The organism is Streptomyces sp. NPDC002911, from assembly GCF_053591835.1.
Genome location: NZ_JBSFUO010000011.1, coordinates 184,014 through 197,692, shown reverse-complemented (window position 1 = coordinate 197,692; position 13,679 = coordinate 184,014). Strand labels below are relative to the sequence as shown.

The following is a 13,679-nucleotide window of genomic DNA, read 5'->3' as shown; positions in this document are numbered from 1 at the left end:
TCCCGCCAGAAGCAGTGCCGCTACAGCCGCGAATCCCGGGAGTGCCTCGCATGGGGACGAATGGATCGACGATGCTCGAGCCGTTACGGCAGGGGCTTCCCCCCATCGACCTCTCGGCGGTCGCCGGCTCGGCCCACTGCACACTGCCGGCCCGGTACGAAGCGGTGGGCGGGGCACGGAAGTTCACCCGTACGACGCTGAACTCCTGGGACCTGGGCGACCGCTTCGACGACGTCGCTCTGGTCGTGTCCGAGCTGGTCACCAACGCGCTCCGGCACGCCCTCCCGGCCGATGCCGCACGGGAGCGCCAGGACTGTTCCGTACGGCTGCATCTGATGCGCTGGACCTCGCGCCTGGTGTGCGCGGTGCGCGATCCCAGCGAGAAGGGGCCCATCGCCGGCGAAGCGCCGGATTCGGCCGAGTCGGGCCGGGGCCTCTTCCTCGTGGAGTCGTTCAGCGACAGCTGGGGCTGGCACCCCTCCCCCGCACCGGCCGGGGACACGCCGCCCGACGGGGGCCTCGGCAAGGTGGTCTGGGCGCTGTTCCGACTGACGGACCGCACGGCGCCGGAGCGGCCCGCCCCGGTCGACGCCTTCCCTGACGGCCCGTAGTACGGCGCGCCCCGGGGCACATACCGGCTTGCCGCAGGCATACGGACCGGCCGGCGAACAGCCGTGCGCTCAGCCGCCTGTGGCCAGGTGGTCGAACTCCCCGTCCTTGACGCCCAGCAGCAGCGCCTCGATCTCCGCCGGCGTATAGACCAGTGCGGGCCCGTCGGGGTGCCGCGAGTTCCGCATCGCCACATTCCCGCCGGGTAGTTTCGCGAACTCCACGCATGATCCCTGGGAGTTGCTGTGTCTGCTCTTCTGCCAGACGACCCCGCGAAGCTCTGTGGCCGCCATGCCGTTGTACACGTGGTGCACAGGACGCTCCCCGAGTTGCAAGGTGCAAATGTCAACGAGTTCGGATCATAGCTGTGTTCATATGCCAATGCATGAGCAGATGCACGTGCACGCCTGGTGCGCACGTGATTACAGTTTCACGGTGATCCGCTCACCCGACTGTTCCCCCTCCCTCCCCTCTATGAGGAACAGACGAACGGCACGCCAATTTGGCTCCCGGTATCCCGAGTTGTTCAGCGCCCCTGGTAGATCGGCTCGGCCTTCCGGCCGTGAACCCACAAGGGCGAAACTCCATATGGAGGGGCTGCCGCGCTCCGGTGCTCTTGTCACCGCCGCTCTCTGCGCCTCGTCGGCGGATCTGCCAGGACGAGAACACCGAACGCACGCCGAAGGTCCCCACTCCCTGATCCGCCGTCCCGCCCTACGCCCGCCCGCTGCTGATCTCCAGGGCCCGCGAGAAGTCCTCCAGGGCCCGGAGCAGCAGGGTGGCCCCGTTGCGTACGAAGGAGTCGGGCGATGGCCCGGGGCCGGCGTCCCGGCTCGTCAGCGCCTCCCTGACCGGCTCCCAGTCCGGGACGCGGCGCTCACGCACCGCCTTCGCCCCCTCCTCGGTGGCACGGCGCAGCGCGTCGGCCAGCCCGGCGGCCTCGGGCACCGGAGTGGCGGACACGGCGGGCAGGTGGGCCTCCATGAGCATCGCGACCCGGCCGAACTGGGCGAGCGCGTCATGGGCGTCCGCCGCGGAGGTCCGGGATATGCCCCGGTGGCGTACGGGCTCGTGCCGGGCCGTCTCCAGCGCCTCCTGCCAGGCGACGCGCGCCTCCCGGGTGGTGAGGAGGGCGGCGCGCACGTCCTCCAGGCTCCTGGACTCGGGATCTGCGTACCGGTCGAGGACCGTGGCCGCGTAACGCCCGTCCGTGATCACCCAGTGGGCGAGCCGGTCGCGTAGCCGCGGGGTCTCCCAGGCCGGGTAGACCGCGTACGCCACCATCGCGAGGATCCCGCCGATGAGGGTCAGCACCACCCGTTCGGGTACGGTCTGCGACCAGTCGTCGCCCGCCATACCGAGCAGGAAGACGACATAGGCGGAGACGCAGACCTGGCTGACCGCGTATCCGGTGCGCATCAGCAGGTACATCAGCGCGGCGCTGACGACGGCGAGCCCGGCGGAGAGCTCCACGTTCGGGTGTGCGGTCTGCACGATGCCGGTGGCGAGGGCGACGCCCATCACGGTGCCGAGGAAGCGGGCCACGGACCGCGAGTACGTCTGGGTGAATTCCGGGCGCATCACCATCACGGCGGTCATCGGCGCCCAGTAGCCGTGGCCGAACGGCAGCACCGCCCCCATGAGATAGCCCGACGTGGCAACCGCCGACACCCGGAGCGCGTGGCGCAGGATCGTCGACCCCCGGCGCAGTTCGCGGCGCATGGACGCGTAGACGACGGGAACCAGCCGCAGCAGGGTGGGCCTACGGCGGTGCGGGACGAGCGGTTCACCGGGTGTCCGGTCGTCCGTACCGGTCCCCTCGGCGATCTCGATGACATCGGCGAGCAGTGAGGTGAGCCGGTCGGCGGCCCGGCGGGGCGGGCCGGTGAGGATGACCTCGGTGTCGGGGGACTTCAGTACGGAGAGCGCTGTCTCGTCCAGCCGCACCGGGTCGCCGTGGCGTACGGCCCGGGCCGCGGAGTCGAGCAGGGATCCGGCGGCGCCGAGGATTTCCCGCGCCCAGTAGCGCTCGGGGCCCTCGGCCGGGACGCCCAGTGCGGGATCCGCCAGTGAGGCGAGGACCGGCCGCAGCCGCTCGGCGACCCCCCGCGCGCCGTGCAGGTCGGCGGGGCGGCGCCGGGCCTGACGGGGGGTGACGGCGGCGGCGTTGCGTGCGTTCATCAGCGGTACGGGGTCGAAGGGTGCGACCGGATCGTGCCGCAGTCTGCGGGCGTAGTCGGCTTCGGCGGCCAGGGCATCGGCGAGCGCGTCGCGCTGGGCGCCCCATCTGCGGACCGGGAACAGTACGATCAGCGCCGCCTGGACGAGCCCGCCGAACGCCATCATCGCGGCGTGGGCGGCGGCGTCGGCGACGGAGGTGGGCAGGGTGATCGTGACCAGCATGATCGCCACGTTGGAGCCCGCGATGATGCCGCCCGTCGGGCCCGCTGCCCAGGCCATCCCGGCGGCGAACGTCCAGAGGACCAGCAGCGCCAGGAACAGCAGGGTGTGGGACACGGTGACGTAGCCGACGAACGTCGACACGGCCAGACTCGCCCCGGAGACCAGAGCGAGCACGGGCCGGGGCCGCCAGCTGCGCTGGAAGGTCGCGATGGCTGCCTGGAACGCGCCGAACGCGGAGCCGGCTGCGATCACGGGGCCGAAGAGCGCCAGACTCACCCCGACTACGACGGCGAGGCCCGCGGCGCCACGGACCGCGATGAGCGGTTCGAGACGCCGCCGCTCGATCGTCAGCCCCGAGCGGGCCGTCTCCTTCAGCGCCCGGAGCCAGCTCATGGACCGAGCCTAGCCGGATTCCCCGACAACCCCGACTTATGCCCCTCCACTGACCTAACGGCGGATTTCCGGCGCTCTTCCGCCCATCCTGGCCCGGTCGGCCGCGGCAGTGCCGTGGGTCCAGCCCTCCGCGTCCGTCGCCCCGCGCAGCCTGGTCGTGGTGGTCCGCGGGAACATCCGCTCGGCCGTGCCGGCGACGGCGACGTCCCTGGCTGCCAGGACCGGCAGCAGAGCCCCGGTGCCACCGCCGCGGCCCTCTCCGGAGCCGGCCTCCGAGCCGGCCGCGTCGGTGACCCTCGCGGTGTCCGCCGCGAGACGATTGCCGAGCCGCTGGGCGTACGCCATCAGGAAGGACTGTCGGAATGTCTTGGTCCGCTTACGCCCGCCGGCGCGCTGCCCGGCCTCCGCCTTCGTCATCGCTGCGGTGCCCTGCACCAGCAGGGAGGTGAAGAGCAGCTCCACCGCCTGCAGGTCCGGCTCGAAACCCACGACCGTGGTGAAGCCGAGATCGCTGTTCCACACCGCACGGCAGCGGTTCGCCGAGGCGACGGAGTCGAGCAGGACGGCCTTCGCGCTCTCGTACGGGGCGTCGACACCGATCCGGACAGCCCCCGGCTCATCGGCGCTGTGTGTACGGGCGGCGAGGAGCGCCTCGTCGATGCTGTGCCGGGCCATCAGTTCCTGCGCCTTGGTGGTGAGCGCCTCGGCCTCCTCCGGGAAACCGGTCGCCTCCGCCTTGGCCAGCAGCGCCCGGATCCGGGTGAGCATGCGGGGTTCACCAGGGACCGGCGGCCGGTACGGAGCGTCGGCGGCCGTGCCGGGCGACGGCCCGACCGGCTCGATGACCGGCAGCCGCAGCAGCAGCCTGTACAGCTCAAGGAGCCCGGAGGCGTACGTGAAGCGGTCGGGCCGGTTGCGCGGCGCCGGAGCGGGCAGCGCGGCGAGCTGGTCCGCCCAGCGCGGGGGAAGTTGCCCGTACCGTGCCGTCTCCGCCTTGATCAGGGCGGAGACGAGTGCGGCCCCGGCGTCGTCCAGCTCGCGCCGGACGGTCCGTACGACGTCGGCGGGCTGCCAGCCGCGCGTCCAGGCCCGCCGGACGAACTCCTCGCCCCGGCGGTGCAGCTCCTCGTCGGCGGACGGCTCCGCGGCGAGGAGGGAGGCGCCGGTGTCCAGGCCCGCGTCGCCCTCCTCGTACAGGGCTGCGGCGCACGCCCGGTCGATCACCGATTCCATCGGACCAGGGTAGGCGGCGGCAGAGCGCTCAGTGCTCCCCGGGGAGCAGGACGAGCTTGCCGCGCACGTGGCCGGCCTCGCTCCGTTCCTGGGCCCGCGCCGCCTCACGCAGCGCGAATGTCCGTTCGACACGGATCCGCAGGCCTCCGACCGCCGCCGCCTCCGCGTACTCCGCAAGCCGCCCGCCCTCGTCCGGGCGGCTTCCGCCGGCCGCCGAAAAGGCCACCCCGTAGTGGGCCGCGTCCGGATCGGCGATGGTGACGATCCGGTCGGTCGTGCCACCGCGCAGCTCCACCGAGTCCGCCAGCGCACCCATGCCCGCCGCGTCGAACACCGCGTCCACGCCCTGCGGTGCGGCCGCCCTCACCCGGTCCACCTGCCCTTCCCCGTACGCCACCGGGACCGCGCCGAGTACCCGCACATAGTCGTGGTTGGCCGGAGAAGCGGTCCCGACGACGGTGGCTCCCCGGGCCGCGGCCAACTGGACGGCGGCGCACCCGACCGCGCCGGACGCCCCGTGCACCAGCAGGGTCTCGCCTGCGGCCACCGCGAGCTCGTCGAGCACCCGGGCGGCGGTCAGGGTCGCGACGGGCAGCGCGGCGGCCTCCGCCCAGCCCAGTCCCTCCGGCTTGGGCGCCACGGCTCCCACGTCGGCCAGGACGTACGCCGCGTACGCGCCGGTCGTGCTCCGGCCGAGCACCTCGTCGCCGATCGCGAACTCCGTGACGCCCTCGCCGGTCTCGTCGACGACCCCGGCGAACTCGATGCCGGGTGTGGCGGGCAGCGAGGTGGGGAACGCCGCCTTCATCCAGCCGTTACGGATCTTGTAGTCGACCGGATTGACCCCCGCGGCCCTGACCTCCACCCGGATCTGCCCGGGGCCCGGGTGGACGTCCTCGACCTGGGCCGGGCGCAGAACCTCGGGGCCGCCGAACTCCTCGTACACGATCGCTTCCATCACCGTCTCCTCCGCCGCCTGCCGCGTTACCGGTGCGCGCCACGCGCACCGCACTCCGATCCTCGAGGCAGCCGGACACGCCCGCCCGGCGAGCCGGCCCGCTGATGCTCAGCAGAGCGTCAGTCAGTGCCCGAGCCACGACCACCGGAACCCGCTACGAGTACCAATGTCAGTGCCGGGTGCAAGACTCGGCCCATGACCGAACGTTGGGCTCTGGCCATGGTGGAAGGGGGCGGCGCGCTCCTCGTGCCGCTGACGCGCGACGGCCTGCCCGCCGGTCCCGTTCTGGCCGAGCCCGACCTCGTCGAATCCGTCCGCTCCCGCCCCGAGGTGGTCCGCTGGGTCTGGCGTTCGACCTCGGGGATCTACCCCCGGCTGCTCGCGGCGGGCGTGCGCGTGGAGCGGTGCTACGACATCGAGTGCGCCGAGCTGCTGCTGCTCGGCCACGAGGGGCGGCTCGGTGAGCCCCGCTCGGCCGCGGCGGCCTGGGCCCGGCTGCGGCAGACCCCGGTGCCGCCCGATCCGCCGCCCCGCTCGGCCGTGCCCGGCTCCCAGTCCTCCCTCTTCGAGCCGCGCTCAGGCACCGACCTGCCGTTCGACGCGCTGCTCCAGGTCTACGCGGAGCAGCTGCGTCGCCACGAGGCGACGGAGCACCCCGGCAGGATGCGGCTGCTCACGGCCGCCGAATCCGCGGGCATGCTGGTCGCCGCCGAGATGAACAGATCCGGGCTCCCCTGGCGCGCCGATGTGCACCGCGACGTGCTGAACGACCTGCTCGGCGAGCGCTACGCGGGCGGCGGCGAGCCCCGCAGACTGGCCGAGGCCGCGGACGAGGTGTCGGCGGCGTTCGGCAGACGGGTGCGGCCCGACCTGCCGGCCGATGTCGTGAAGGCGTTCGCGCAGGCCGGCATCAAGGTGAGATCGACCCGGCGCTGGGAGCTGGAGGAGCTCGACCACCCGGCGGTGGAGCCGCTGATCCGGTACAAAAAGCTGTACCGCGTCTGGACGGCGCACGGCTGGAGCTGGCTCCAGGACTGGGTGCGCGAGGGCCGTTTCCGCCCCGAGTACCAGCCGGGAGGCACGGTCAGCGGACGCTGGACGACCAACGGCGGCGGGGCGCTGCAGATCCCCAAGGTGATACGCCAGGCGGTCGTCGCCGACGAGGGCTGGCGTCTGGTCGTGGCGGACGCCGACCAGATGGAGCCGCGGGTGCTGGCGGCGATCTCCCGCGACCGGGGGCTGATCGAAGTGGCCGGACATGACGGCGATCTCTACAAAGCCCTGTCCGACCGGGCATTCCACGGTGACCGGGACCACGCCAAGCTGGCGCTGCTGGGCGCGATCTACGGGCAGACCTCGGGCGACGGCCTGAAGAACCTGGCAGCGCTGCGGCGGCGGTTCCCGCACGCCGTCGCCTACGTCGACGACGCGGCGAAGGCCGGCGAGGAGGGCCGCCTCGTCCGGACCTGGCTGGGCCGCACGAGCCCGCCCGCCGTCGGGGCGGGCGAAGACGAGGAGGCGGGCATCCCGCAGGAGAGCGGGGAGCCGACGGCCGAGAGCCCCGGCGGATACGGCTTCACCCCGGGCTACGCCTCGTCGGACGCCCGGGCGCGGGGCCGCTTCACCCGCAACTTCGTGGTCCAGGGCAGCGCCGCGGACTGGGCGCTGCTGCTCCTCGCGGCGTTGCGGCGGACGCTCACCGCCGGGGGGATGCGGGCGGAGCTGGTGTTCTTCCAGCACGACGAGGTGATCGTGCACTGCCCGGCCGGGGAGGCACCCGCGGTGGTGGAGGCGATCCGCGAGGCCGGGGAACTCGCCGGACGGGTCACGTTCGGGGAGACACCGGTGCGGTTCCCCTTCAGCACGACGGTCGTCGAGCGCTATTCGGATGCCAAGTAGCCCGCCCACGCCGCCATAGGCTCCGGCCATCCGACGCACGAGCACGAGATCACCGAGCCCGTCGACCCCGGCCTGCCCGACGGCAGCCTGAATCCACCTCGACTTCCTGGCACTGAACACGTCTACGTGCTGCAACGACACCTGGGCCGTCCTGGACCACGGCCGCGGGCGCTGGCCGCGTACGGTCGACTGGAACTGCGGCGCCGCGTCCGGCCGCGCGGACCGGCACACGGTCGGCCTCCACTTCGGCGGACGCTGGACGGAGAACACCGGCTCCACCGAGAACGGCCTCTGTGCGGACGGCCGGCTCACCAAGATCGGCAAGGAGCTGGACCGGCAGTGGTCCGTCGCCGTCCCGCCGGCCCCCTGGGCCCTCCGCACACCCTCGTCCGGTCAGGTGGACCCGACGTTCACGCCGTTCCACAACCGGGCCGTGCACACGGACGCCGGACTGATGGCCAACCGCACCGACCAGTGCTTCGGGCACTACGACGGCCGGATCCGCACGGACGACGGCGACGAGATCGCCGTGGAACACCTGCTGGGCCGGGCCGAGGACACTCACATGCGCTGGTGACTCCCCGGGTGGGACGACGCGGGTAGGTTTCCCCCATGCATATAGGCCCACTGCTGGGCTCGGGCCGCACCGCCGACGTGTACGCACTCGACGGTCCCTGGGTCCTGCGCCGCTACCGCCACGGCATCGACACCACCGGTGAGCTGGCCGTGATGTCGTACCTCTCGGCCTCGGGCTTCCCGGTCCCGCGCATCGGGCCGCCGGCCGAGGAGTCGCTCCCCACGGACCTGGTGGTGCAGCGGCTGACCGGCCCGACACTGGCCGAGGGACTGCTGGCGGGCACTGTCTCCGAATGCGCGGGCGCGGACCTGCTGGCTCGGCTCCTGCGGGAGCTGCACGCGATCCCTCCACGGCTCTCCCAGGACCCCGAGGACCGGATCCTGCACCTGGACCTGCACCCGGAGAACGTGATCCTGGCCCCCGAGGGCGTCATGGTGACCGACTGGCTCATGGCCGACGAGGGGCCGCCCGCGCTGGACCGGGCCATGACCTGCCTGAATCTGGCCCAGGCGGCCCTCGACCCGTCGTTCACCGCCGGCACCCAGTTCCGGGAGCTGCTGGCGGCACTGCTCTCCCGGTTCGTGGGCGACGGCGGTGTACCCGCCGACGCTCTCGCCCGCGCCACCGCCCTGCGCGCGGCGGGCCCCCGGCTCACCGCGCACGAGAAGGCGCTGCCCGCCGAGGCGGCGGAGCTGGTCGCCTCGCTGGCGGGCTGACTCCTTGTCAACTGCGTGCAGGAGCCGGACCATCCGGTGCCCGTGCGGCGTCGAGGGGTCGCTGAACTCGCGTGCGAAGTCCGCGAAGCTCCCCTGCGGAGCGCTGACGGGGCCTGCGGACTTAAGTCCGAGTTAAAAGCGCCTTAAGCCATCCGGAGCTCATCACGCTCGTCCAAGTAACCGCAGGTCACGGCGATTTCATCGTCACCACCACGGTTTGCCGAGCCGAGGCGACTGCGTACCATCAGGCTCCGTCGGCGGCGAACACCGCGAGACGAGAGCGCTCTCAGAACGCGCTCCCGCACGCCGTTCCACACATTCCCGCCGGCTCCGCGTCCTGCTCTTCCCCACAGAAAAGGTACGTAGCCCATGGCCGCTCACCGCGCACGCAGATGGTCACTAGGCGGACTGGTTCTCCTGCTCTCCGCCGCGCTCACCGCCGCCTTCCTGATCACCACGACCGGGCCCACCACCACCCGGGCCAACGCTGCCTCCACCGCCGCGCAGACCTGGTCCGACGAGTTCGACGGCGCTGCGGGCAGCCCTCCGGACTCCTCGAAGTGGACTCTGGAGACGGGCGGTTCGGGCAACGGCAACAATGAGCTGCAGTACTACACAGACAGCACCCGAAACGCGTCTCTGGACGGCAACGGGAACCTGGTGATCACCGCTCACAAGAACAGCGACTCCGGCCTCCAGTGCTGGTACGGGACCTGCCAGTACACCTCCGCCCGGCTGAACACCGCGAAGACCTTCACCCAGGCGTACGGCCGCTACGAGGCCCGGATCAAGATCCCACGCGGCCAGGGCATCTGGCCGGCCTTCTGGATGCTCGGCGACGACCTCGGCAGCGCGGGATGGCCGAACAGCGGCGAGATCGACATCATGGAGAACGTCGGCAAGGAGCCCGGCACCGTCCACGGCACCATCCACGGTCCCGGTTACTCCGGCGGTGCCGGCATCGGCGCCTCGTACAGCCTGCCGGACGGCAAGGCATTCGCCGACGAATTCCACACCTTCGCAGTCGACTGGAGCCCGGACGCCCTCGTCTGGTCGGTTGACGGTCAGACCTACCAGACACGCACTCCCGCCGATGTGAACGGCAACAAGTGGGTCTTCGACCACCCGTTCTTCATCATCCTGAACCTGGCCGTCGGCGGTAACTGGCCCGGCAGCCCGGACGGTTCCACCGCCCTTCCGCAGACCATGACCATCGACTACGTAAGGGTCTCCGCCTCCGACGGTTCCGGCGGCGACACAGGCTCCACCGGCCCGATCAGGGGTATCGGCGGCATGTGCGTCGATGTCGCGGGCGCTTCGAACGCCGACGGCACCCCGATCCAGCTCCACGACTGCAACGGCGTCGACGCACAGAAGTGGACCCTGGCCGACGACGGATCCGTGCGCGCACTGGGCAAGTGCCTGGATGTGCAGGGTGGTTCCACCGCTGACGGCACCGTCGTCCAGCTCTACACCTGCAACGGCACCGGGGCCCAGAAGTGGGTCCACACCCAGGCCGGCGACCTGACCAACGCCGGGGCGGACAAGTGCCTCGACGCCACGGGCGGTTCCTCGGCCGACGGCACCCGGCTCCAGATCTGGACGTGCACCGGCGCAGCGAACCAGAAGTGGACCACCGGCTGACCCTCTGAGTCCCGGCCCCCCACATACCCGTCGGGCTCGTGGCCCCACACCTACCCGGACGAAGGAAGAACCCTTACATGCCCCCTCGCCACCAGCGCAACGTCTCCCGCCGCAAGCTGCTCACCGCTCTGGCCGGAGCCGCTGTGGCCGCCCCCGCCATCGCCGTCATCGCCCCGCACGCACTCGCCACGGTCGGCTCGGACGACGACGGTACGAAGGGCTCAGCCGCAGGCGCCCTGCCGCTGACGATCGTCAACAACTCCGGTTCGTTCGCCAACTCCTCGGTGTTCGTCTACATCGTGGGCAACCAGGACGGCAAGCAGGTCCGGGTCACGCCCGAAGGCACTCCGGCGCCGATATCCCTCTCGGACAACGGCGCAGACGGCTTCACCGACTACGCCATCGCCCTGTCCGGCAGCGGCGAGACGAAGCTGTCGCTGCCGTACATGTCCGGCCGCATCTACGTCGCCCTCGGCGACAAGCTGAAGTTCAAGGCGGTGGCGGACGGCAACGGCAACGCGGCCCTCCAGTACCCCGCGGGCTGGGTGAGCTCCGACCCCAACTACTCCGTGCTCCACGACTGCGCGGAGTTCACGTACAACTCCTCCGGGATGTTCTGCAACACCACCATGGTCGACATGTTCAGCGTCCCCCTGAGCATCGGTCTGACCGGCACCAAGGACCAGACCACCGGCACCCTGCGCGAAGGCGGACGCGCGCAGGCCTTCGCGGCTGTCAGCGCGATCCCCGAGTTCGCGCCCCTGGTGGTGGCCGAACGGCGCATCATCGCCCCGGGACACGGCCTCGACGCGGGCATCTTCGCCACGGACTACTTCGCCCCGTACATCGACGAGGTGTGGAGCACCTACACGGGCAAGGACCTCACCGTGACAACCAACGCAGGCGCCTTCACCGGCCGGGTCCGCGGCGACCAGTTCGTGTTCGACGGCCCCGCGCCGGTCTCGTTCAGCAGGCCGACCACCCGCGACGTGCTCTTCTGCGACGGCAATCTGGCCGCTCCCAACGACGGCACGACGGGCCCCGTCGCCGCGGTCCTGGGCGCAGGCTTCAACCGCTCCACCCTGGTCAGCAACCCGGCCCAGCCCACCACCGACCCGGCCACTTTCTACCGGTCCTCGCCGCTGACCAACCACTACGCGGAGGCCATCCACGCGGCGACCCTGGACGGCAAGGCGTACGGTTTCGCCTTCGACGATGTGGCCGACTTCGCCTCGTACATCCAGGACACCGCACCCACGGGGGCCCGGCTGACGCTGACGCCGTTCTAGACAGCTGTCGCCGTCCTGAAAGGCGGCCGGTCCGCGCTTCCTTTCAGCGGAAAGCCCCAGGTCGCAGGGGGCCTGGGCCTTCCGAACGTCCGCAGCCGCTTGGGACCGCGCCCCGGACCGAACGGCGCGGCCCTCGTGGCCTGACCGGAGAAAAGCAAAAGCCCCAGGTCACGGCGAGTGAGTCCTGGGGCTTTCACAGAGCCGCCTTCGGGATTCGAACCCGAGACCTACGCATTACGAGTGCGTTGCTCTGGCCAACTGAGCTAAGGCGGCACGCTCGGTCGCACCATGGTGCGACCAGCAGCGACGCCAAGTCTACACAGTTTCCGGGGGTGCTCCGTACCGCCCGCCCGCGCCACCGTATCCGCAGGTCAGGTCAGGTCAGGTGCACTTCTTGCCGTCCTTTGGCGGCGTGCCCTCCAGCAGATAGGTGTTGATCGCGGTGTCGACGCAGTCACTGCCCCGGCCGTACGCCGTGTGCCCGTCGCCCTCGTAGGTGAGCAAAGTGCCGGAGGAGAGCTGGTCCGCGAGGGACTCGGCCCACTTGTAGGGGGTGGCCGGGTCGCGGGTGGTGCCGACCACGACGATGGGCGCGGCGCCCTCCGCCTCGGTGCGGTGCGGGGTGCCGGTGGGGTCCACGGGCCAGGAGCCGCAGTTCAGGGCCGCCCAGGCGAAGCCCCTGCCGAAGACCGGCGAGGCCTTCTCGAACTCCGGGAGCGCCTTCTCCACCGCTGCGGTGCCGGTGAAGGCGGGAGGCAGGTCGAGGCAGTTCACAGCGGCGTTGGCGAACATGAGATTGGCGTACTTACCGCTCGGCTCGCGCTCGTAGTACCTGTCGGCCAGAGCGAGCAGTCCGGAGCCGTCACCGCGCTGCGCGCCGGCAACGGCTTCGCGGAGCTGGGGCCAGGCGGCCTCGTCGTACATGGCGGCGATCACACCCGTGGTCGCCAGGGACTCTGTCAACTCCCGGGTCTCGCCGGTCGCCGCGGGTGCGGAGTCCAGATCGGCGAAGAGCTTCTTCAGCGCCGTCGCCGCACCAGCGGTGGACGTGGTGCCGAGTGGGCAGTCGGCCTGCTTCACACAGTCCGCGGCGAATGACTGGAACGCCGCCTCGAAGCCCGCGGTCTGATCGCGGTTGATGTCGATCGCGTGGAGCGAGGGGTCCATCGCCCCGTCCAGGAGGAGACGTCCCACCCGGGTGGGGAACAGCTCGGCGTAGGTCGCGCCGAGGAACGTGCCGTACGAGGCGCCGACGTAGTGCAGCTTCTCGTCGCCGAGCAGGGAACGCAGGATGTCCATGTCGCGCGCCGACTCGACCGTGGAGACATGCGGGAGGATCTTGCCGGAGCGCTTCTCGCAGCCGTCGGCGAACTTTTCGTAGGACCTCTTCAACTCGGTGATCTCGCCCTGGTCGTCCGGTGTCTGATCCACCTTCGTGTAGGCGTCCATCTCCTTGCCGGTGAGGCACTCGACCGGTTCGCTGCGAGCCACCCCGCGCGGATCGATGGCCACCATGTCGTACCGGGCACGGACGGGGGCGGGGTAGCCGATGGCCGCGTACCCCTGGAGATAGCCGACGGCCGAGCCGCCGGGGCCGCCGGGATTCACCAGGAGCGAACCGATCCGCTTGCCCGGCCCGGTGGCCTTCTTTCGGAAGACGGCCAGCTTGACGTCCTCGTCTCCAGGCTTCGCGTAGTCCAGCGGGGCCTTCATCGTGGTGCACTGGAAGCCCTCCACACCGCAGTTCCGCCAGCCCAGCTTCTGCCCGTAGTACGGCTGCAGTCCCTCGGCGGTGGCCGAACCCGTCGCCGACGCACTCGGCGCCGGACTACCGCTGCTGCAGCCGGAGACGAGAAGGCCGGCAGTGCCGAGCGCGGTGGCAAAGATGCGGAGCAGGCGCCTGGTGTCCATCCCCGGAGCGTAGCCGCCAGGGGACGACTCAACCGATCCCCCGCTCA

10 protein-coding genes, 1 tRNA gene and 1 pseudogene are annotated in these 13,679 nt (G+C 71.2%); 6 read left to right on the top strand and 6 right to left on the bottom strand.

Annotation, left to right across the window (positions count from 1 at the left end):
• Positions 1–71 precede the first annotated feature (71 nt).
• Complete coding sequence (locus ACWD04_RS19315; RefSeq protein WP_451133389.1) at positions 72–611, top strand: ATP-binding protein; 540 nt, start codon at positions 72–74, stop codon at positions 609–611.
• A 69-nt stretch (positions 612–680) separates the two neighbouring features.
• Here the strand turns inward: ACWD04_RS19315 and ACWD04_RS19310 are convergent, their stop codons facing one another.
• The 4 genes from ACWD04_RS19310 to ACWD04_RS19295 form a co-directional block, all read right to left on the bottom strand.
• The gene (locus ACWD04_RS19310; protein ID WP_056793446.1) at positions 681–923 is read right to left on the bottom strand and encodes a DUF397 domain-containing protein; all 243 of its coding nucleotides are present in this window, start codon (positions 921–923) and stop codon (positions 681–683) included.
• 400 nt (positions 924–1,323) lie between these two features.
• Positions 1,324–3,405, bottom strand: a complete 2,082-nt coding sequence (locus ACWD04_RS19305; RefSeq protein ID WP_451133387.1) for an FUSC family protein — start codon at positions 3,403–3,405, stop codon at positions 1,324–1,326.
• A 54-nt stretch (positions 3,406–3,459) separates the two neighbouring features.
• The gene (locus tag ACWD04_RS19300) at positions 3,460–4,638 is read right to left on the bottom strand and encodes a DUF2786 domain-containing protein (RefSeq protein ID WP_451133385.1); all 1,179 of its coding nucleotides are present in this window, start codon (positions 4,636–4,638) and stop codon (positions 3,460–3,462) included.
• A 28-nt stretch (positions 4,639–4,666) separates the two neighbouring features.
• A complete protein-coding gene (locus ACWD04_RS19295; protein WP_451133383.1) occupies positions 4,667–5,596 on the bottom strand; it encodes an NADP-dependent oxidoreductase in 930 nt (309 codons plus the stop codon).
• Between the two features lie 195 nt (positions 5,597–5,791).
• On the opposite strand from ACWD04_RS19295, the gene ACWD04_RS19290 reads away from it, so the two are divergent.
• The 5 genes and pseudogenes from ACWD04_RS19290 (at position 5,792) to ACWD04_RS19270 (ending at position 11,721) form a co-directional block, all read left to right on the top strand.
• Positions 5,792–7,495, top strand: a complete 1,704-nt coding sequence (locus tag ACWD04_RS19290; RefSeq protein ID WP_451133381.1) for a bifunctional 3'-5' exonuclease/DNA polymerase — start codon at positions 5,792–5,794, stop codon at positions 7,493–7,495.
• A gap of 136 nt (positions 7,496–7,631) precedes the next feature.
• Positions 7,632–8,072: pseudogene (locus tag ACWD04_RS19285) on the top strand (DUF2804 family protein); the annotation flags it as partial.
• Positions 8,073–8,107: 35 nt separating this feature from the next.
• Positions 8,108–8,788, top strand: coding sequence for a phosphotransferase (locus ACWD04_RS19280; RefSeq protein ID WP_451133379.1), 681 nt, complete (start codon positions 8,108–8,110; stop codon positions 8,786–8,788).
• 369 nt (positions 8,789–9,157) lie between these two features.
• Positions 9,158–10,432, top strand: a complete 1,275-nt coding sequence (locus ACWD04_RS19275; RefSeq protein WP_451133377.1) for a family 16 glycosylhydrolase — start codon at positions 9,158–9,160, stop codon at positions 10,430–10,432.
• Between the two features lie 77 nt (positions 10,433–10,509).
• Positions 10,510–11,721, top strand: a complete 1,212-nt coding sequence (locus tag ACWD04_RS19270; RefSeq protein WP_451133375.1) for a beta-1,3-glucanase family protein — start codon at positions 10,510–10,512, stop codon at positions 11,719–11,721.
• 199 nt (positions 11,722–11,920) lie between these two features.
• On the opposite strand, the gene ACWD04_RS19265 is transcribed toward ACWD04_RS19270, so the two are convergent.
• Both ACWD04_RS19265 and ACWD04_RS19260 read right to left on the bottom strand, forming a co-directional pair.
• A tRNA-Thr gene (locus ACWD04_RS19265) sits at positions 11,921–11,994 on the bottom strand.
• A 108-nt stretch (positions 11,995–12,102) separates the two neighbouring features.
• Positions 12,103–13,632 carry an alpha/beta hydrolase gene (locus ACWD04_RS19260; RefSeq protein ID WP_451133373.1) on the bottom strand — a complete coding sequence of 510 codons (1,530 nt, stop codon included), beginning with the start codon at positions 13,630–13,632 and terminating at the stop codon, positions 12,103–12,105.
• Positions 13,633–13,679: the final 47 nt, after the last annotated feature.